Source organism: Rhodococcus ruitaii, from assembly GCF_055230935.1.
The window spans coordinates 465,133-484,760 of the sequence record NZ_JBUYWC010000002.1 but is presented as its reverse complement, the minus strand read 5'-3'; the positions used below and the strand labels follow the sequence as shown (position 1 = coordinate 484,760).

The 19,628-nt window shown below is 65.0% G+C and carries 19 protein-coding genes and 2 pseudogenes; 10 read left to right on the top strand and 11 right to left on the bottom strand.

What is annotated here, in order from left to right; translation table 11 throughout:
• Positions 1-50: 50 nt before the first annotated feature.
• Together ACZI8W_RS03145 and ACZI8W_RS03140 are read right to left on the bottom strand one after the other, a co-directional pair.
• Positions 51-698, bottom strand: coding sequence for a CocE/NonD family hydrolase (locus ACZI8W_RS03145; protein ID WP_463367009.1), 648 nt, complete (start codon positions 696-698; stop codon positions 51-53).
• Positions 607-1,637 (bottom strand): annotated as a pseudogene (locus ACZI8W_RS03140) (CocE/NonD family hydrolase). The gene ACZI8W_RS03145 and the pseudogene ACZI8W_RS03140 overlap by 92 nt, the downstream one beginning before the upstream one ends.
• Before the next feature lie 527 nt (positions 1,638-2,164).
• Here ACZI8W_RS03140 and ACZI8W_RS03135 point away from each other — a divergent pair.
• A complete protein-coding gene (locus ACZI8W_RS03135) occupies positions 2,165-3,070 on the top strand; it encodes an SMP-30/gluconolactonase/LRE family protein (protein ID WP_463367045.1) in 906 nt (301 codons plus the stop codon).
• Between the two features lie 89 nt (positions 3,071-3,159).
• Positions 3,160-3,588: a hypothetical protein gene (locus ACZI8W_RS03130; protein WP_463367008.1), complete on the top strand. Its 429-nt coding sequence runs from the start codon at positions 3,160-3,162 to the stop codon at positions 3,586-3,588.
• Between the two features lie 18 nt (positions 3,589-3,606).
• Here the strand turns inward: ACZI8W_RS03130 and ACZI8W_RS03125 are convergent, their stop codons facing one another.
• The gene (locus ACZI8W_RS03125; protein ID WP_463367007.1) at positions 3,607-3,969 is read right to left on the bottom strand and encodes a VOC family protein; all 363 of its coding nucleotides are present in this window, start codon (positions 3,967-3,969) and stop codon (positions 3,607-3,609) included.
• A 297-nt stretch (positions 3,970-4,266) separates the two neighbouring features.
• Here ACZI8W_RS03125 and ACZI8W_RS03120 point away from each other — a divergent pair, with 297 nt between their 5' ends.
• Positions 4,267-5,829: a class I adenylate-forming enzyme family protein gene (locus ACZI8W_RS03120; RefSeq protein WP_463367006.1), complete on the top strand. Its 1,563-nt coding sequence runs from the start codon at positions 4,267-4,269 to the stop codon at positions 5,827-5,829.
• A 34-nt stretch (positions 5,830-5,863) separates the two neighbouring features.
• Here ACZI8W_RS03120 and ACZI8W_RS03115 read toward each other — a convergent pair whose 3' ends face one another.
• The 3 genes from ACZI8W_RS03115 to ACZI8W_RS03105 form a co-directional block, all read right to left on the bottom strand.
• On the bottom strand, positions 5,864-6,712 hold the full coding sequence (locus ACZI8W_RS03115) for an HAD family hydrolase (protein ID WP_463367005.1): 849 nt from the start codon (positions 6,710-6,712) through the stop codon (positions 5,864-5,866).
• A gap of 174 nt (positions 6,713-6,886) precedes the next feature.
• Positions 6,887-8,293 carry a carotenoid oxygenase family protein gene (locus ACZI8W_RS03110; protein WP_463367004.1) on the bottom strand — a complete coding sequence of 469 codons (1,407 nt, stop codon included), beginning with the start codon at positions 8,291-8,293 and terminating at the stop codon, positions 6,887-6,889.
• Between the two features lie 201 nt (positions 8,294-8,494).
• On the bottom strand, positions 8,495-9,100 hold the full coding sequence (locus ACZI8W_RS03105) for a TetR/AcrR family transcriptional regulator (protein WP_463367003.1): 606 nt from the start codon (positions 9,098-9,100) through the stop codon (positions 8,495-8,497).
• A gap of 139 nt (positions 9,101-9,239) precedes the next feature.
• Between ACZI8W_RS03105 and ACZI8W_RS03100 the strand changes: the two genes are divergently transcribed.
• The 4 genes from ACZI8W_RS03100 (at position 9,240) to ACZI8W_RS03085 (ending at position 15,154) form a co-directional block, all read left to right on the top strand.
• Positions 9,240-10,760 (top strand): alpha/beta hydrolase, encoded by a 1,521-nt coding sequence (locus ACZI8W_RS03100; RefSeq protein WP_463367002.1) that lies wholly within the window; start codon positions 9,240-9,242, stop codon positions 10,758-10,760.
• Positions 10,761-10,866: 106 nt separating this feature from the next.
• Positions 10,867-12,780 carry a S9 family peptidase gene (locus ACZI8W_RS03095; protein ID WP_463367001.1) on the top strand — a complete coding sequence of 638 codons (1,914 nt, stop codon included), beginning with the start codon at positions 10,867-10,869 and terminating at the stop codon, positions 12,778-12,780.
• Between the two features lie 26 nt (positions 12,781-12,806).
• Complete coding sequence (locus ACZI8W_RS03090) at positions 12,807-13,526, top strand: MerR family transcriptional regulator (RefSeq protein WP_463367000.1); 720 nt, start codon at positions 12,807-12,809, stop codon at positions 13,524-13,526.
• Between the two features lie 77 nt (positions 13,527-13,603).
• Positions 13,604-15,154 carry an alpha/beta hydrolase gene (locus ACZI8W_RS03085; RefSeq protein ID WP_463366999.1) on the top strand — a complete coding sequence of 517 codons (1,551 nt, stop codon included), beginning with the start codon at positions 13,604-13,606 and terminating at the stop codon, positions 15,152-15,154.
• Between the two features lie 183 nt (positions 15,155-15,337).
• Here the strand turns inward: ACZI8W_RS03085 and ACZI8W_RS03080 are convergent, their stop codons facing one another.
• The 4 genes from ACZI8W_RS03080 to ACZI8W_RS03065 form a co-directional block, all read right to left on the bottom strand.
• On the bottom strand, positions 15,338-15,496 hold the full coding sequence (locus ACZI8W_RS03080) for a hypothetical protein (protein ID WP_463366998.1): 159 nt from the start codon (positions 15,494-15,496) through the stop codon (positions 15,338-15,340).
• A gap of 63 nt (positions 15,497-15,559) precedes the next feature.
• Positions 15,560-15,760 carry a hypothetical protein gene (locus tag ACZI8W_RS03075; RefSeq protein ID WP_463366997.1) on the bottom strand — a complete coding sequence of 67 codons (201 nt, stop codon included), beginning with the start codon at positions 15,758-15,760 and terminating at the stop codon, positions 15,560-15,562.
• Positions 15,760-15,921, bottom strand: coding sequence for a hypothetical protein (locus ACZI8W_RS03070; RefSeq protein WP_463366996.1), 162 nt, complete (start codon positions 15,919-15,921; stop codon positions 15,760-15,762). Before ACZI8W_RS03070 ends, ACZI8W_RS03075 begins: the two co-directional genes overlap by 1 nt.
• A 344-nt stretch (positions 15,922-16,265) precedes the next feature.
• The gene (locus ACZI8W_RS03065) at positions 16,266-16,694 is read right to left on the bottom strand and encodes a hypothetical protein (protein WP_463366995.1); all 429 of its coding nucleotides are present in this window, start codon (positions 16,692-16,694) and stop codon (positions 16,266-16,268) included.
• A 112-nt stretch (positions 16,695-16,806) separates the two neighbouring features.
• Here ACZI8W_RS03065 and ACZI8W_RS03060 point away from each other — a divergent pair, with 112 nt between their 5' ends.
• Together ACZI8W_RS03060 and ACZI8W_RS03055 are read left to right on the top strand one after the other, a co-directional pair.
• The gene (locus ACZI8W_RS03060) at positions 16,807-17,217 is read left to right on the top strand and encodes a YybH family protein (RefSeq protein ID WP_463366994.1); all 411 of its coding nucleotides are present in this window, start codon (positions 16,807-16,809) and stop codon (positions 17,215-17,217) included.
• 232 nt (positions 17,218-17,449) lie between these two features.
• Complete coding sequence (locus tag ACZI8W_RS03055) at positions 17,450-18,220, top strand: helix-turn-helix domain-containing protein (RefSeq protein WP_463366993.1); 771 nt, start codon at positions 17,450-17,452, stop codon at positions 18,218-18,220.
• 67 nt (positions 18,221-18,287) lie between these two features.
• Here ACZI8W_RS03055 and ACZI8W_RS03050 read toward each other — a convergent pair.
• Positions 18,288-18,380: pseudogene (locus tag ACZI8W_RS03050) on the bottom strand (SDR family mycofactocin-dependent oxidoreductase); the annotation flags it as partial.
• Between the two features lie 257 nt (positions 18,381-18,637).
• Here ACZI8W_RS03050 and mreB point away from each other — a divergent pair.
• On the top strand, positions 18,638-19,627 hold the full coding sequence (gene mreB / locus ACZI8W_RS03045; protein WP_463366992.1) for a rod shape-determining protein: 990 nt from the start codon (positions 18,638-18,640) through the stop codon (positions 19,625-19,627).
• Position 19,628 lies beyond the last annotated feature (1 nt).

Here is a 19,628-nt window from a genome sequence, read left to right as displayed (position 1 = left end):
GCGCCGCCGCTTCCGCCGACATGGACCTTACCCGCAAACGGAGTGAGCGCTCAGAACGACCACGTCGGGAGTTCGATGCACGACGGCGTGGACGATTCGTGGGAGATCTCCTGCTCCGCCCGGTGCAAGGTGGTCGCGGTGGCAGCGGGTTCACCCGACCCAGGGTTGCGCGCATAGCGGGGGTGCGCGCCGGAGCTGATCTGGATCCCGATGCGGTGACCGGCGCCGAACTCATGGAATGTCGGCCACAGGCGGACCTCCAATATTCGGAATCCTTCCGAATCAGGTTCGGGATCGGTGGCTTTCGTTCCGACCGAGCCGATCCGGCGGATGCCGTCGCAGACCGTCATTGCGCGGCCGTCCGGATGCACATCGCAGATCCGGACGAACAGGTCGGTGCTGGGCCGAGAGGAGCGGAATCGGATTCGGGCGACGGGTTCACCGGCGACCGTCAGGGGTTCGGCAAGTGCGTCGCCGCGGAACACCACCACATCGGCCCGGCGTTCGTGCGCCGTGTTGTCCACTGGATCCGATTTCGGATCCAGCCTCGGGCCGCCGAGAGCAGGGGTGGGATCGGAGGGGTCATAGATGTAGGCGGTGCTACCATCAGCGGGGCGTGTTTGCGCCGAGCCCGCCGCTGGGCTGAAGGAACAGCGATTCGGCGGAGACGCCCTGGGGTGGCCACGTGGCCAGATCATGCCACTCGTCCGCCCCGGTGCGGAACGCACGAACCGGTGCGACGCGTGTGGTGGGCGCATCGACGAACTGCTCTTTCAGGAACTCGACCGTCCCCGCGACCGTCGGCGCGGCCATACCGCGAGACTGGTGGGCCCACGGTCCCACGGTCAGGCGCGGCGGCCTGCCGGCCTCGACGAGTTGGGCGTAGTTGCGTAGCTGCCAGGGCAGGAAGATGTCGTACCAGCCGGTGACCATGAAGATCGGCGCGGTGACCTCGGAAACGGAGGCAGTATGCGACTGCTGGGTCCAGTACTGGTCGGCGAGGTCCTCACGGTCCTCACGCGCGACCCAATCCTGGTACCAGCCGACCTTCCGCCCGTTCGCTGCGACGTCGCCGGCAGTCAGCGGCAGCACGTCGAACGCCTTCCGCAATTTCGAATCCGGACCGCGTAGCCCCAGCAGCAGGGGCAGAAACTCCCGGTGGTCCATCCTGTCCATCATCTGCGTCCAGCCGAGCGCATTGCGCATGGAGAAAGCACCGTTTTCCCAGGTGGTGGCACCGAAGTCGGGCATGGTGACAAGCAGGCAGAGCGCGTCCGGGGCGGTGTCAGGGTCGACACTTTCGAGTTCCGCTGCCACCGCCCACTGGGTGAACCCCATGTAGCTGGCACCGTAGGTGGCGATCGGACCGGAATGCCACGGCTGAGCGCGGACCCAGCGATGCGTGGCCATACCGTCGCGCTGTTCGTCGATCTGCGGAGTGAATACGCCCTCGGAACCCACGTGCCCCGACAACTCTGGAACACCACCCGGAAACCCTCGCGGGCGAGAGCGCGCGCCGAAATCGCCACCCCGCCGCTTCGTCCGTAGGGGCCCCGAATCACGACAGTGGGCAGACGCGGATCGACATCGCCGAGTGGGGTGATCAGGTCGGCAAGAAGCACAACTCCGTCGTCCATCGGAACGCGGAGTTTCTTACGGATCTCGATATCGTGTGGTCCTGGTTCGAGCCCGTTGATGGTCTTGGTCTGAATCCAGCGACCGAGACGTTGGCGTAACGTGCTCACGGCATCGATAGCCATCCCTGCGATCCCCATGGTGAGTCAGCTTCTCCGAAAAACCGTTCTGGGTCAATGACGTACACGTCGTCGCCCCGGCGAGAGTCACCCCGTCGGACGGCACGCACCACCACCTGGGGTAGGCCGGCCTCCCCGGTACCTGTGGCGCTGTGTACTGGGAACCGCTTCCCTCGGATGCTCCGCGGATACGAAGCCCCGATAGCAACGCACCGACACTTCCGATCGACATGGACGTGCAACACACGCCGTATCCTCTTGATCACCTCACGTGCGTCGTAGGAGTAGACAACATGATCGCAACTTCCGGTTCCGCCACTCGCCTACGGCCACATCGTTGGACACCGCCCCCGGCACCAGCGCGAGCAAGAAGGAAAACCAGCACACCTCCACTACCGTCGGTACGACGAATCATGCTGCCGGGAGTCGGCCCCGAAGACGTCGTTCTCGGCACAGACGGATGCATCTATACCGGTATCGATACCGGCGAGATTCTGCGGGTCGACCTCGACACGCAGGAAGTCACCGCAGTGCTCGACACGGGCGGTCGCCCACTGGGCCTCCACGCCGGCGCGGACGGGTCGCTGCTCATCTGCGATGCCGAGCGTGGACTCTTGCGCTGGCCCGGTGCGGGCAGTTCTGTCACCGTCTTGGTCGACGCGGTCGACGACGAGCCACTGAACTTCGCGAGCAATGTCGTGGCCGACCCGGATGACGGAACGATCTACTTCACCGCATCTTCGCGTCGCTGGCCGCTGCAACAGTGGATGGGCGACCTGGTCGAACACTCCGGCACCGGCCGCTTGTTCCGCCGATCGCCCGAGGGCGAAGTGGAGACACTGCTCGACGGTCTGCAGTTCGCCAACGGCGTGGCGTTCACGCCCGACCGTTCGGCGTTGATCGTCGCGGAAACCGCCGCCTACCGACTCAACCGATACTGGCTGCGCGGCCCCGAGGCAGGCACCCGAGAAACGCTCGTGGACAACCTGCCCGGATTCCCCGACAACATCGCCCTCGGAAGCGACGGACTCATCTGGGTGACCCTCGCATCACCACGAAATCCGTTGCTGGACGGTCTGCTTCCGCTACCTGGAGTGTTGCGCAGGGCGATGTGGATGCTGCCCGAACGACTCCTTCCCACCCCCGCCCGCACCGCGTGGGTGCTGGGTATAGCAGCGGACGGCTCGATCGTCCACGACCTGCAGCAGGACGGCGCCGATTACGCCATGGTCACCGGGGTCGTCGAACACGACCGCACCTTGGTCCTCGGCAGTCTGCACGAACGCGCGATCGCAGTGACCCGCGTTCCTACCTGAATCACGCCGGCACGTCACACCTCCAGTCAGGAACCGAAGTCGTCCCACCTGTTGTCAGCGCTGCCGCTGATCCAAGTACGTTGATGCCCATGCGGCTACTTCCGGTTGTGTCGACGATCTCTGCGCTGTGCGCGGCACCGATCCTGCTTTTCGTCGTTCCGCAGCTGGTCGCCTCCGGGGTTGTCGAGGTCGGAGGCAGCGTCGAGTACATGGTGGTGCTTCCAACTCTGATCGGGCTGCCCTGCTCACTCATCGGGGCCACCGTCGGGGTGGCCGGTGTCCTCGGCAGGCGCACTCGCGATCTGGCGACGGCGCTCATGACCATCGGGCAGGTGACAACTTTGGCGCTGGCGATTGTCATCGTTGTGTGGGCGTTCGGCTTCGCCTCGACGGGCTGGGAGCTGCTTCTGTTACCCGCGTCGCTCATGGTCGGGCAGGTCATCGTGGCGGCGGGTCTGATCAAGACCGCTCGGCAGTACAGAGGATCATCAGTTGCAGGTCCCGACACAGCCGGGTGACGCAACAGACGCCGAAGGCTATTGATCGTCCGAGTGGCTCACGATGTTGACCACGGTGCCGTCCGGCGCGCGCACGAAGAATCGCCGCACACCCCACGGCTCCGTCGTCAGCGGGTACACGATCTCGAATCCGCGCCGCTGCGCGTCCTCGTAGGCGGCCTCCACCTCGTCACCGACATGGATGGACAATGCGGAATCCACGGGTGCTGTCTCGTCGCCGCTCACCAGTTGCACGGCGGCGCGCCCGTCGGGGGTTGTGAAACGGGCGACCCATCCCAGATTCATCTCCTCGACGGAAAGCCCGAGATACTCGGCGTAGAAGCTGCGGGCTTCCTCGATGTTCGGGACGTTCAGGTTTGCGGTGAGACCAGTGGGTCGCATCTCGGGAATCTCCTTCAGCATCGGCTGCGTTCCACTATTCCACTACATGCACAAGTATCCCGGTGGCGGTTCGGGCTCGCGCAAGACCGTCACGCGCTTTCCGTGCCGATGAGTGCGCCCCCCACTGACTCGCACGATCCCCCGTCCGGCTGAATGTTCCCGCGATCATTCCAGCTTCCCGCGGCTGCGATTGCGGGTGCGGGAAGCTGTGGTGATCGCGGAAAGCTCACACACAAACCGCCTTCCACGCCAGGCTTTTGCCGTACGCTCGAAGCCGCCCGCTGATACATTGACGTGATGCTGCTCAGCCACCTGATGCAGGACGCGCTTGCCGCCACACCCGACAAACCCGCCCTCGTATTCGAGGACACCGTGCTGTCCTACCGGGAGCTGTACGACGCGATCGAGCGTTCGGCCCGCGGCCTGCTCTCGCTCGGGATCGGCCGCGGCGATCGCGTGGCGATCTTCATGCGCAACGGGTGGGAGTACGTCGAGCTGTACTTCGCGTGCTTTCGTATCGGCGCGATCGCGGTGCCGCTGAACCACCGCTTCCAGACCGATGAGGTCGTCTTCGCGATCAACCACTGCAAGGCGAAGTTGCTGATCGCCGACGAGGCACTGCTGCCGATCGTGAAGGACGTGTCCGCGCAGGCACCAAGCCTCATCGGGATGTACGTGTACGGCGGCGACGTGGCATCCGACGCACCGAACCGGTGGAGCGACGTGGTGGACGCGGCGTCCGAGCCGGTCGCCTGGCCCGACCTCGACGACGACGATCCCGCGATGATCCTCTACACCTCGGGCAGCACGGGCAAGCCGAAGGGCGTCACCCACACGCATCGCTCGATCGGAGCGACCGCAGCGAGCCGGGTGACCACACAGCAGCTGGACGCCGACGACATCTCGCTGGCAGCCACCGCGATCTGCCATGCCGGAGGCTCGATCGGCGTGACGTTTCCGACCCTGCACGCAGGGGGCACCGTGGTGATACTCGCAGAGAGCGATCCGGGGCTGTTCCTCGACGCGGTGCACACGCACCGGCCCACGCGCACCGTGCTGCTGCCCGCGCAACTACTCGACGCCGTCGTCGACCCGCGCGCGAAGACCGTGGACTTCGGGTGCTTCCGCGAGGTCGCGTGCGGCGGCGATCAGATGTCGTCCGATCTCTACGACGAGTTCGCGAAGGTCACCGATTTGCAGCTCAACCAGCTGTACGGCCTGACCGAATGCGAAGCCGTGAGCATGAACCCGCCGTTCGGGCTGGTCGAGCGTGGCTCGTTCGGCCTTCCTCGCGCGGGCGTCGATGTGCGCATCGTCGCCGCAACCCTCTCCGCGGACGGCCCCGACGGTTCGCAGGTGCCGGATGCCGCGCCCGGCGAAACCGGCGAGATATGGGTGCGTAGCAACTCGGTGATGACCGGGTACTGGGACGACCCCGAGCACACGGCGGCGACCTTCGTCGGCGACTGGCTGCGCACCGGAGACCTGGGAAGCCGCGACACCGACCGCTACCTGCACTTTCAGGGGCGCATCAAAGAGATCATCATCAAGGGCGGATCCAACATCGCCCCTGGCGAAGTGGAGGATGTGCTCGAGGCGAGTCCCGGCGTCGAGCTGTGCGGGGTCGTCGGCACGCCCGACGCGCGGCTCGGGTCGCTCGTGCACGCGTTCGTCGAACTGAAGCACAGACTCGCCGACCCGCCCACCGAAGCCGACCTGCGGGAGTTCGCCGCCGAGCGACTGGCGGCCTACAAGGTGCCCGATCGCTGGACGTTCGTGACCGATCTGCCGCGTAACCACGTCGGCAAGATCGACCGGCATGCGCTGCATGTTCGCGCGGTCGAACTCGACGCGACGTAGGGTGCGAGTCGGCGGAGGTGGCTCGCCGAGTAGTTCACCAATCGCCCTGTAACGCTGCGGAATCCACTGCGACACCGACAAGGCTCTCCAGGTAGCCGGCGACACCGTCTTCGTCATTGCCCGGCAGTACGTGGTCGGCCAGTGCGAGCACTTCCGGCAGCGCATTGGACGGACAGAGCGCCGTGCCCGCCCACGTCAGCATCGGGATGTCGTTGATGGCATCGCCCGCGACGGCAACCTCCTCCGCAGAAATCCCGTCGACCGCGCAGAGCTCGGCGAGCGCACTCGCCTTGGAGACGCCGGACGCCGACATCTCCACGCACGGCGCACCAGAGTGCGTCAACTCGACACCGTCGACCCCGGCCGCCACTGCCGTCCGGTACAGCTCCGCGCTGGAAACCTCCGGATGTCGGGCGACGATCTTCACCACTGGCTCGTCGATGTCGGGCAGCATTTCCGACAGCGTCATCTCGTGCGGATGCCGGTGGTGGTCGGCGAATTCACACAGTGCCGCGTACGCCCGCTCGGCGACGAAGCGGGTGGGGCCGACGTTCGCGAATACGACTCCGGGTATCAACGCCCGTACCCGGTCCATCGCCGCTGCGGCCGACGCCACCGTAATCGTCGTCGTCGCGGTGATCACCGGAGTGCCGTCTGCCAGGTCGAGGACCACGGCGCCGTTCGCGCAGATCGCTTTGCCGCGGAATCCGCACGACTGCGCCAGGTCGTGTACCGAATGCCGAGCGCGAGCCGTCGCCCACACCACTTCGACGCCCGACCGTCGCGCGTCTTCCATGGCTCGGGCGGTGCGAGGCGAGATCGTGCGGTCGGACCGCAGCAGGGTGCAGTCGAGGTCTGTCGCGAGGAGCCGAATGTGCGTCACCTCCGCATGATGCCAGGCGGCACATCCACACCTGGGGTTGCATCCGCTGTTCAGGCGGTAGCCGTCTGCTCGTTCGGCGCGGTCGGGATAGGTGTTACTGGATGTTCCCGCGATCATTCCTGCTTCCCGCACACGCAATCGCCGCAGCGGGAAGCTGGAATGATCGCGGCAAGCTCACGGTGTCGTCGGATCCCAGAGTCCGTGGAGCCCGGCCGGTACGCGAAGGGGCAACTCGATCGTCGCGAGGGGTCCGTCGGCCGGATTGTCGGCGTCGAGAAGATAGAACCGCGAGCACATGTCGACGGGATCGGTGCCGATTGCACCCCAGTAATCGTGGTGGGGGCCGGGGATGTAGATGGGTTCACCGATCGCCACAGACGGGGTCCAGCACGCCTCGGTTCCGGAGTGCAGATCGTGGAACCAGAGACTGTCGAGGTCGCTTCGGTCGGTGTCGGATTTACCCACGGTTGCGACCCGGCGATGGTCGAGGGTGAGCAGCCGATCGTCGACTCGGGGGAACTCGAGATTCACACGATCACCGACCGATGTGCGACTGAACGCGCCGGTGGCAGGATTGCACTGCGCCCGTACGAGTTCGGAAGTGGCGGGCGACGCAATATCGGCGAACCCGCTTGGGTAGGTCCATTCGACATAGTCGACCGTGACGGTGCCGTCGGGATTGTCGAATGCGTTGGCGAAATGCCACACCCAGAACGCGGCGGTGTCGATCCATCGCACCGTTCCGCCGTCGCGAGGGATGAACGCAATCCGGGTGCCGTTGTCGGGACGCCATGACAAAAGCGACCCGCCGGTCATCGCTGCGGCGAGGTCGAAGATCAGCGGGCACACGAACAGGACGACGTAGCGTTCGGTGAGCGCCATGTCGTGGATCATCACCGGTTCGTCCAGTCCGTACACCGCAGTCGGTTCCCGCACTACTTGCCCGTCCGTCCCCACCGCCGACCAGGTGAGGTACGGCGCTTCGAGGGCGTAGTTGAACAACACCATCTCCCCGGTGCGCGGGTCGATCTTCGGGTGGGCGGTGCTGCCCACCCGCATGGCGCCGGAGCAGTCCTCCTCGCCCAGTGTCCGCAAATCGGCCGGGTCGAGCCGGTACGGCTTGTCGGCTTCGGCCATGGCCATTAGGCGACCCGCGTGGTGGACGACGTTGATGTCGGGCAATTGGCGGACAGTGCCTGCCAGCGCGTCCCCCACGACCTCGGCGGGGGGCGTGTACCCGTCGGTGATCCCCGACCACAGGGCGTGCCCCGCTGCCTCCTCCGTCACGACCATGGGCGTGCGGACGAAGCGGTTGCTGTAGGACGCACGCCCGTGATCGAGGGTGATGCGGTGCACCATGCCGTCGCCGTCCAGGGGATAGACGAACGATCCGATCGGGTCGAATCGAGGGTTCGGGCCGTTACGAAGGTAGCTGCCGGACAGGTCCGAGGGCAGTTCACCGGTGACGCGGAGGTTGTCGACGTCGACCTCCGAACGCTGCGGCGCAAAGACGCCGGTAAGGAAAGGGTGGTCGGCGAGTGATACCGGAGCGGGGCTGTGGGGGTCGCTGATTCTGGTCAATGCTTCGTCCTCCCGGGAAGGGGCCGAATTCTCGCATTACTGTCTTCGGCCGAGTGTGCCTTGGGAAAAGCATGCGCCGTGCCAGCGGCGTTCTCCCCTGCATGATATAGGAGATTTCGCTGCCATCGACCGAATCGGATCCTTGCCTACTTCCCCCTCGTCGTGAGGAACGCTACACCAGCACCGCGGGGCATCGGAGGATCATGCGGGCGGGTTGAGGATCGAATCGACCGCGGTGTAGAGGATTTCAGTTTCCCGTTGAAGAATGGAGTGATCGGACGGCAGCGCTCGCTCCATCGACAGGCCGCTGAGAACAGTATTCAGGAGCCTTGCGTACGCCGTGACGGCACCTTTGGGTAACGCGCCTTCATCCGCGAGAAGCGTGAGCCAGTGTTCGACTCGGCGCTCGCCTTCACTTGCCATGGCGACGTATGCGGTTCGGATGTCCTCGGTGGGTTCGGGGACGACGAAGGCGTCGAAGAACTTGATCCAGACTTGTCGCGATTGCTGGCCCACTTCCACACTCAGGACCTGCCGGAGGCACCGGACCAACCGATCGCGCGCCGGCACCGACGTGTCGTGCATGATCTCGCTGTCGGGTGCGACCACGTCGTAGATCGTTTCGAGGACGGCGTCCCGCAAGGCACGCTGCGTCGGGAAGTGATGACGCAACGATCCCATACTCACCCCGGCTCGTGCCGCCACCGTCCGCACGCTCAGCGTCGACGCCTGATCCTCGTCGATCATCTCGCAGGCCGCGACGATGATCCTGGCCTTCGTGTCGAGACCACCCTGATTCCGCTCCATCGTCCCACTCCTCCATTGCCAGCACGCCGTACTAGTACAGTGTGCTACCGTCGGGTCACCCAGTGAATAGTACAGCGTGCTGATCTCCGCCGTTCCAGCGGAGAATCCCCTTCGACCTGCGAACTCAGGAAGAAATCACATGAAACCTCGCACCACGACCGCGGCCATTGCACTGACAACCATGATCGTCACCGGCTGTTCGCAGACACCTGCGCACATCAGCACGGCGCCGACGGGTTCGACTGATGTGCAGTGGCGCGCGTGCCCCGACGGTGTCGAGAATCCCGACGAGGGCCCGCTCCAGCTGCAATGCGCCACTGTGCCCGTCCCCCTGGACTACGACGATCCCGAGGGCGCACAGATCGACCTGACGATTTCCCGGCTGCCGTCGAACAATCCGGACGCACGACGAGGTGTGTTGCTGCTGAACCCGGGCGGCCCCGGCGGGACCGGGCTGGACCAGCCCAACTTTCTTGTATCTCAGGGTATATCGCCGAGCGTGCTGGACAGCTACGACCTGATCGGCATGGACACCCGCGGAGTCGGGCACTCCTCGCCGATCAGTTGCGGATTCACCGACGACCTGGAGTACTACGGCGCGGTCCCGCCGTACGCCGCCGACAAGGCAGCATTTGCCGAACAGGCTGCCACTGCGGAAGAAGTCGCCGAACGATGCGCAGCCAATGACCACGACGGACGACTGCGCCATGTGAACACAGCGAACATGGCCCGCGACCTGGACCGCATCCGGGCAGCGCTCGGTGAGGAGAAAGCGAGCTTCCTCGGATACTCCTATGGCTCCGCGCTCGGTGCCGCGTACGCCTCGATGTTTCCCGAGAGTTCGGATCGGATCGTGCTCGACAGCAACATCGGCGACACCCACCTCGATCACGAGGGAATGCGCCGATACGCGCGCGGTATGGAGGAGACGTTCCCCGACTTCGCAGAATGGGCTGCCGCACAGCACGATCGATACGGCCTCGGTGAGACGGCGCAACAGGTGCGCGACACCTACTTCGTCATCGCCGAGCGTCTCGATCGAACCCCCAAGGACGGGATCAACGGCCGCCTGTTCCGCTTGGCCACTTTCGTGACGCTGTACAACCCGGCCTCCTACGAGACAGCAGCCCAGAACTGGCAGTCCCTTCTGAAGCCCACTGAGTCCGCGCCCACCGGTGAGCCCCCGGCAAGCACGGATGCGCCCCCGACAGGCAACGGGGCGCCATCCCCGGCAGACAACAGCTGGTCGGTCTTCCTCGCGGTGACGTGCAACGACGTCGAATGGCCCGACGACGTCGACACCTACCGGCGAGCAGTGGACGAAGACCGCGCGATGTACCCGCTCTTCGGGGCTGCGACCGCAAACATCATGCCGTGCGCGTTCTGGCAGGACACACCCATCGAGCCGCCGGTGGCGATCGACGACGAGGGCCCGACAAACATCCTGATCGCACAGAACCGCCGCGACCCCGTGACACCACTGCGTGGCGGTGAACTGCTGGACGAGAAGTTCGGCGAGCGCTCCCGGCTACTGACCGTCGACGGCAGCGGACACGGTGTCTATGCCCTCGGCGACAATCCCTGCGCCCAGGACGTCGTCACCGGCTATCTGGTCGACGGCATCATGCCCGAGGAGGACACCACGTGCCCCGAGGGTTGACCATGTCCCAAGGGCACGGTGTTTCGTCGTGGTGAGCGGTCGACCGATCTCATCACTGAACCGGCCGCCGTGCCGCACACGACACTGCTACTGATCGGAGTCCGAAATGCCCACCCCGATGACCGGCGATTCCTTGCCCGGATTGATCGACGTCGAGGACTTCTTCGCCGACCCGGAATTCGCCGCCGCATCGCTCTCGCCGGACGGAAGCAGGCTGGCCTACCTGGCACCGCATCACGGGCGACGCAATGTGTGGGTGCGCGACATTCACCAAGATCACGACGACGCGGTCTGCGTCACGCACGACAGCAGGCGCGGGATCTCGACCTTCCACTGGACCGCCGACTCCCGCTGGCTGCTCTACCTGCAGGACACCGACGGAAACGAAGACTGGCATCTGAACCGGGTGGACCCGGACGCCCCGGACACACCCGCCGTCGATCTGACGCCGCTGCCACCGGGATCACGGGTGTTCGGTGTCGAACCGTTGCCCTCGTCGCCCGGCAGCGTGCTGGTGTGGATGAACCAACGACCGATGTTCATCGACACCTACCGGGTCGATGTCGCCACAGGCGAGACGATCGTGCACCTCGAACAAACCGAACCGACCGTCAGCACACTGCTCGACCGCGAGGGATACGCAGCTTTCGAAACGATCGAGACCGAAGACGGCACCCTCGAGATCTTCGCGGTGGACCGGGAAACCGGCAACCGACGCCTCCTGCATCGTCTGGGCGGCGCCGAGCATCCACTCGGCGTCTACCCGCAGATCGTCACACCCGACGGCAACGGACTCCTGGTCGGCAGCTACCAGGACTCCGACGACCTGCGACTGGTCCGCATCGCCCATGACACCGGTGAGGAAACAGTGGTCTGCGCCGTGGAGGGGCACGACCTGTGCACTGTGGGCGTCCACGCCCCCGGACTACTGCCACCGACCGCCTTCACCAGCCGCCGCACCGGCGAGGTGATCGCCGCCCGGTTCGTCGGGGACAGGCCCAGAATCGAGATCATCGATCCACACTTCGCCGAGGTCTTCGCCCGGCTGGACACGCTCTCCGACGGAGTGCTCGGAACACTGTCCTCGGACGAGTCGGAGCAACGATGGATCGCCACGTTCGTCCACGACCGCGACCCGGCGGTGACCTGGTTCTACGATCACAGCACCGGGGAGAGCCGGGAGTTGTTCCGGCCGTATCCGCACCTGGACCCGGCGGCATTGGCCCCGATGCACGCCGTCGAATTCCCGGCCCGAGACGGATTGCCCCTCCACGCCTTCCTCACCCTCCCCGTCGGGATCGAGCCACGGCACCTGCCGCTGGTCCTGCTGGTCCACGGCGGTCCCTGGGCCCATGACACCTGGGGCTACAGTCCCGAAGCGCAGCTACTGGCCAACCGCGGCTATGCGGTACTGCAAGTGAACTTCCGGGGTTCGACGGGCTACGGGCGCCGGCACATCACCAGCGCTATCGGCGAATTCGCGGGCGCGATGCACGACGATCTCATCGATGCCACCAACTGGGCCGTCGCCCAGGGATATGCCGACCCGAACCGACTCGGCATCTTCGGCGGCTCCTACGGCGGCTATGCGGCGCTCGTCGGCGTCACGGTCACCCCCGACCATTTCGCCGCGGCAGTCGACTATGTGGGTATCTCCGATCTGACGAATTTCCTGCGGTCGATGCCCCCGTTCGCACGTGCGCACTTCACCAACAATTGGTACCGCTATGCCGGCAACCCCGACGATCCCGCCCACGAAGCAGACATGGCCGCGCGATCGCCGATCACCATGGTCGAGAAGATCCGCACTCCGCTGCTGGTGGCGCAGGGCGCCAACGACGCCCGCGTCGTGCAAGCCGAATCCGACAACATCGTTCGATCCCTGCGAGACCGCGGTGTCCCTGTCGAATACCTCCTCGCCGACGACGAAGGGCATGGCTTCGCGAACCCGGAGAACCAACACCGGCTCTACCGTGCGGTCGAACGTCACTTCGCCGAACATCTCGGTGGGAGGCGATGACGGAATCTCGACGAAGAGGAGACGGCATGGGCTGGAGCACTCGCGAACTCTCCGAACTCGCGGGCACGACAGTGAAGGCGGTGCGGCACTATCACGACATCGGTATCCTCGATCAGCCGCCGCGGGCGTCCAACGGCTACAAGCAATACGGCGTCGCACATCTCGTTCGGGTATTGCAGATCAAACGTCTCACCGCGCTCGGGTTCTCGCTCGCACAGGTCGCCGAGATGGGTGAGGACATCACGCATCCGGTGCACTCGTTACAGGCATTGGACGCCGAGCTGGCGGCCACCATCGAACGGCTACAGCGTGCGCGGATGGAATTGGGGCTCATCCTGCGACATTCCGCGAGGCCCGACCTTCCGCCAGAATTGGCCCTCGCCGGCAACGTCGGCGACCTCTCGGATGCCGACCGATCCTTCCTGACGTACTTGACCAGGGTGCTCAGCCCCTCCGACCTCGATGCGTACGGCGAACTGTTGCGCAGCCCCGCCACACAGACCACCGCAGACTTCGACGCCCTGCCCGCCGACGCCGACGCCCAGGCAAGAGCAGACCTGGCCCGACGAATGATCCCCGAAGTCGACACCCTGACCGAGAAGTATCCCGCCGCCTTCGACAGCGTAACCACACAGGATCCGCACACCGTCGGAAAAGTGATGACCGAACTTTACAACCCCGCCCAACTCGACGTACTGCGCGCGGTGGCACTGGCCCGTCATACAGACGACAGCGACGACGACTGACAAGTCCTATCCCCGATCGGAGCTCGTTTTCCATGTTCAGACCTCGATACCGACGCGTGCCCTCATCGCCACCACGCATGACTGTGCTCGCCCTTGCGGCCTCGACGCTCCTTGCCCTCGGCGCATGCAGTTCCGAGCCGACAACACCGGACGCGCAGCCACCCGAACCGGACCCCTCGGCGGAACTGCAACGCTTCTACGACCAGGAACTGGCGTTCGGCGCATGCGATGGTTACGCCACGACGGCTGCCGACCAGGCGGCGTTCACCAGCGACCCCGGCTTACGCTGCGCTCGCCTGGAAGTGCCGCTCGACTACGACGATCCGGGTGGAGAAACTGCCCAGATCGCGCTGCTCAAAGCACCTGCCAAGGGTGAACCGGTCGGGTCGCTGGTGCTCAACCCGGGTGGCCCCGGCGGATCGGGCATGACCATGGCCGCGCTCGGTGCCGCCACTCTGACAGAGAGCCCGCTCACCGCGCACTTCGACCTCATCGGCTTCGATCCCCGCGGTGTCGGAGCCTCCACACCGGCCATCGACTGTTTCACCGACGCCGAAACCGATGCAGGCGAAGCCGTGACGACCGTGCTCACCGGCTCCGGGTCGTGGACCGAGAACGACACGCGCGCGCTTGTAGAGCAATGCTCGCAGCGGTCCGGTGGTGACGAGGTACTCGCCGCCGTCGGGACCCGCGACGCAGCACGCGACATGGACGTCCTACGCGCCGCGCTCGGCGACGACAAGCTCACCTACCTCGGCCGCAGCTACGGCACGCGACTCGGCGCCGTCTATGCCGAGATGTTCCCCGCCCACGTGAGGGCGATGGTCCTCGACGGTGCCGCCGATCCGCACCTGGGAACCGCCGAACGTCGCATCACCCAATTCGCTGCATTTCAAAGGTCTTTCGACGGTATGGCAGCCGAGTGCGCCAAGTCGCCGGACTGCCCGCTGGGCACCGACCCAAGCAAAGCCGTCGAAGTGTTCCACAGCATCACCCGCCCACTGATCGATGACCCGATCATCACAACCGACGGGCGCCGGATGGATTTCGATGCCGCCTACAGCGCTGTGATTGCCGGGCTGTACGATTCGCGGGTCTGGCCGGCCATCACCAAGGGGATCGCCGAATTACGCTCCGGCGCTCCCGAGACGCTGCTGCGCATCACCGATGCGTTCGGCGGCCGGAGCGAGGACGGTGTGTACCCGAACCTTCCCGAAGCGAATTTCGCGATCAACTGCATGGACGAACAACGCACCACTCCGGAACAAGAAGTCGACCTCAAGCGCCGCATCCAGGAGGTCGCACCGTTCACCGACGCCGGACTCGGCCCTGAAGGAGCGCGAAACCCCTGCGAATCATGGCCTGCGGAACCGACATTGAGCTATCCGTATGCCACCGACATCGACGGACTGCCCGATACACTGACGATCTCCATCACCGGCGACCCGGCCACTCCCTACGAGGCGGGGGTGAGCCTGGCCGATACTCTCGGCGGTAGCCTGCTGACCGTCGACGGCGAGCAGCACACCATTGCCTTCGACGGCACAAACGACTGTGTCGACGCCATCGTCGCCGACTATCTCATCGATCTGACATCTCCACCGGAACACTCCCGCTGCAGCCTCTGATCGACGGGGAGGATCAGTGGTCGTGTTCGCCCGGTCCGCAAGGCGCGGGAGCCGAGGCGGAAGGAGCGTCGGCGCGGGTCATGACGTCGGGACCGTAGCGCCCCCAGCGGCGCTACGGTCCCGACGAGTCCGGTGGTCAGTACGTCGGCACGCGGGCGAGATTCGTCACGCCGCGTTCGCGCCTCACCTCGAAGTCGCGTCCTTGCGCGGCGGCCGGCCTGGATGCTGTGGCGGGTCGTCGTGTGCATACATGGCCTCGATGCGGGCCTTGATCTCCGTGGTGCTCATCGAGCCACCGAGCGACATGCGTTGGAAAGATCCGGGCGTCCGCGGTGCATTCATACATGAACTCCTCTGTATTCGAGCAGGTTTCGGTCGATCTACGGCAGGCGTGCCGCGTACCTGTCAGATCATGAGCGCGGCAAGACCGACACAGACGACGGTGAGTACCGCCACGAGCGCACACAGCGCGAGTGAACCGGTCAGTACCAATGCCGGCGCGCCGGCCGGGACGCCGGAGCCGAGCGCGATGACCGTGTGCGACCGGAACCGAGAATCCGTCGGTTCGGGGCGGTTCGTGTGGACGTCCCTCCACGAGTCGCGCATTACAGGACCCCGAATCCCTCGTCGAGGCAGCACTGTTCGCCGAACGGGAACATCGAGTTGGTCGGTGACATCGGCAGCAGCAAATTGTCGGCCTTTCCGAAATCCCAGCCGGATCGAACCTGACCCGGCCCCCCGGGAGCTGTGAGTGTGGCGGTGCCCATCGGCAACGGTTGCGCGTAAGAATGATCACGATCCGTCGCCCCCCGAAATAGTTCTACATCACAGTCGCCGCCTGGACCAGACCCGGAGAAATCCTGGTTTGTGCAGGTGAGGGGCGGTTTCGGTACGCTTGTGCACATTTTCGCTGGCAGCGTTCGTGCGGTCTAGTCGACTGCTCCGTGCCTGGTAGAGACGGTTTCTGTGCGGAGCCTGTGGTAATTTGCCGAGCAGCAGAGTCAGCATCGATCCGGTCACGGCGATGCTTTCGGCATCAGCAGCTGGGTCATTCGGCGGATAAATTAGGGGCTTTGTACCCATCGAATGCACACAGAAGTACCCGTCGGATTCAGCGCCTACTGCCTCTCACAAACTGCACAAGAGACACCACAATGGCGATTGCCGTGCCCACCATCCCGACGATCAGGCCAACACAGGCTATCGTCGTCCACGGCACGGCGTCCTCCGCGCCGAAGTCGAACGGAAACACCTGCCAGATCCGGGCGAGCGCATACAGTCCGATCGCACTCGTCACCACTTCACCGAGAGACCTGAGCCGCGGAGGGTCCGCCACGAGGTAGATGGCGTTGGCGACGACACCCGCCACGATCGACCCGTTGACCCAGCCCAGTACCTGTGTGGTGTCGTCGGTGAGAAACGGTACGGCCTCCCAACTCGGCCAGACGTTGATCGCATACAGGAGCACTGCGTTGACGACGATCGCAATCAGATAGCCCACGCACCGGCCTGTCCTCGATGTGTTCTTCGTGTCGGTCATAACCCTCCGCGCTCCTCCAGATCTCCGTCGGCTCAGTCTGTCGATCGGAAGGCACGGATCATTCCAGCCATCCCTTGACCTCGAGTTCACTCGAGGTCCTACCGTCGCATACATGACATCAACCACTCCAGCCCCCCACGACCTCGAGCAGATCCAGGCGATCGTCCGCGACGTACAGGAGGGCTTCAACACCAACGACGCCTCACTGATGAACGCCCATCTCGCCGACGACGCGATTGTTGTGAATGCACAAGGTGCCGTCCTCGCCGGACGGGCAGCCATCCAGAAGGCTTCGGAGGACGCGCTCGCAGCCGGCTACCTGAACGAGTCGACGGCCTACTACGACCTGAGCGATGTCGCCGCCCCCTCCCCCGACGTCATCGTCGCCAGGAAGAACGCGTGGTCGACGAAGCGGGACGCCGACGACGGTAATCCTCCGGAAATGAACGCGCTGTACATCTTCGTGAGGCGAGAAGGTCGCTGGCTCATCTGGAGGCGGCAGAACACCATCGTCGCGAGTTAGACGCGAGCCGCTGATCGGCGAGGAACCTTGCAAGTATCGCTACAACCCCGCGCGAGCACACCTCGTAAGACCCTGCACCCAAGCGATATTCGACCAAACACTTGCCTTCCCTGCACGAACGGTGCCAAGATTCCAAGATCGTCGCCACTCCGAGCGGCGTCACAAATCAAGAAGGCCCGCCAGGAGTTGCAGCTCCCGACGGGCCGGATGTCCGACTTACAAGGAGTCGAACGTGGCCAAGAATACCTTGGCTGGTGGTGTGCGCCGTGGACCGCGCCTGGCCAGCAACTTCACCATCCTCAGCAACGCCGTCGTCAACGACGACCGCCTCTCCTTCCGTGCACGCGGCGTCCTGATCTGGCTCCTGTCGAAGCCGGACGACTGGCGCACCCGATCGGATTCGATCGCCGCGCAATCGCCGAAGGAAGGCCGCGACGCCATCCGCTCGGCACTACGCGAACTCGCCGAACTCGGCTACCTCGTGCGCGAGAAATTTCAGAACGAACTCGGCCAGTGGTGCACCGTCCAAACCATCTACGAAGAACCTGCCATCACCCCGGGGCCTGAGAATCCGACCCGCGGCGACGCGGACGACGGCAAGCCAGGCGTTCTTATCAGTACTGATCCACCAAAGACTGAAACCAACCGCCCATCACGTTCTTCGAACGTCCCTTTGAATTCCGACATCGCCGGCCTCGCAGCAGCGTGTCGGCATGCCGGATTGACTGCGACGTTCGCGTATCTCAAACCCGACGCGGCAGCGGCGATCGACGCGCTGCTCGAAGTGCACGGCGTGGCGCCGTTGGTCGCGGCGGCGAAAACGGTGCATCGACCCAGCGATCCCATGAGGTTCGCGCAGGCGTGGATACCGCTCTGGCAGGGGTTGTCGGTGCCTGCGGTGATGCCGGACAAGTGCGGGAGGTGCGACGAGTACGGATGGCTCCCGGACGACGAGTATGGGCGGGCAGTCCGATGCAGTTGTCGCGCACCGGTAGCAGCGTAACCGCTCAACCGACCCCAACTGGCTGCGACCGCAGACGAGCACGCCGACGAGTGACGGCGATCTGTGCTTATTTGATCACCGCGCCGGCATCGACCGGCAATTGGACGCCGGTGATATAGCGCGCCGCGTCGCTGACCAACCACACAATCGCGTTGCTGACGACGCCGGACACGGTTTGTTCATATTGCAGGGCAATATAATTCACGCCGGTGACGACAATGCTCCGCCCACCGGGGCCGTGAGCGAAGGTCACGCCCCGGTCACCTCCCGAGCGCCCGTAGAGCAGCGCAAATATCATTCCGGCAAACATCGCTCTGAAGCGAATCGACAGCGGTAGCTTTGATACACCACATTTCCCCAACGCCTCTGTACACATCATCTGAAACACCCCTGCTGGAATCTTCCCGGAGGCCCGACGTGCGCGGATTCGGAATCGATCTCGGAACAGCCAACACCGTCGTCGGAATCCCCGACGAGGGCATAGTCCTGAACGAGCCGTCGCTGATGATGGTCCGAACGACGGAACGACGCCGAGCACTCGCGACCGGACGGGACGCGAGCGATCTCCTCGACCGCACGCCGCCCGAGATCGCGCCGGTCCGTCCGATATGCGACGGAGTGATCGTGGATCTGGAGACCGCACGGACATACGTCACGGCCGTCCTCGCCAAGGTCGCCCCGCGCCACCGCTACGGCATTCGTCCGACGGCCGTCATCGCAGCCCCCGTGAGCGCCACGCCACTCGAGCGTCGCGCACTGCTCGAAGTCGGACATGAGGCCGGACTGCGAAAGGTCGGGTTGATACCCGGACCGGTTGCGGGTGCCCTGGGCTGCGGGATCGACCCGCTCGAACCGCGAGCGCACCTCGTCGTCGACATCGGCGGCGGCACTTCGGAAGTCACCGCCCTCTGCTACGGCGGTATCCTCTCCCACCGCAGTTGCCGCATCGCCGGGGACGACCTGACCAGCGCGATACTCCGGTACCTGCGCGCGGAACACAAGATCGTCGTCGGCGAACTCACCGCCGAGCGCGCCAAGGTGGGCGCGCCCGACACCGCCGACGAACGATCGCTCGTCGTGGAGGGCCGCGACGCCGCGACCGGGCGCGCGCGTCTCGTCACGTTGGAGACCGAAGAGATCATGGACGCCATCCGGCCCACGACGACGAGCATTGTGCAGACGCTGTCGACCTGCCTGGACGACCTGCCACCGCGCGCGATCAGCGACGTCATGTCCGAAGGCATCCTGGCGATCGGCGGAGGGTCGATGCTGCGCGGCGTGCCGCAACTGCTCGAAGAGGCTTTCGGCCTGCCGGTGAAGACGGCCGAGCAACCACTCACCTGCGTCGCCGAAGGCGCAACCGCATGCATGGTGCGGCGCGAGGTGATCGCCGCATACGCCGCCTGAC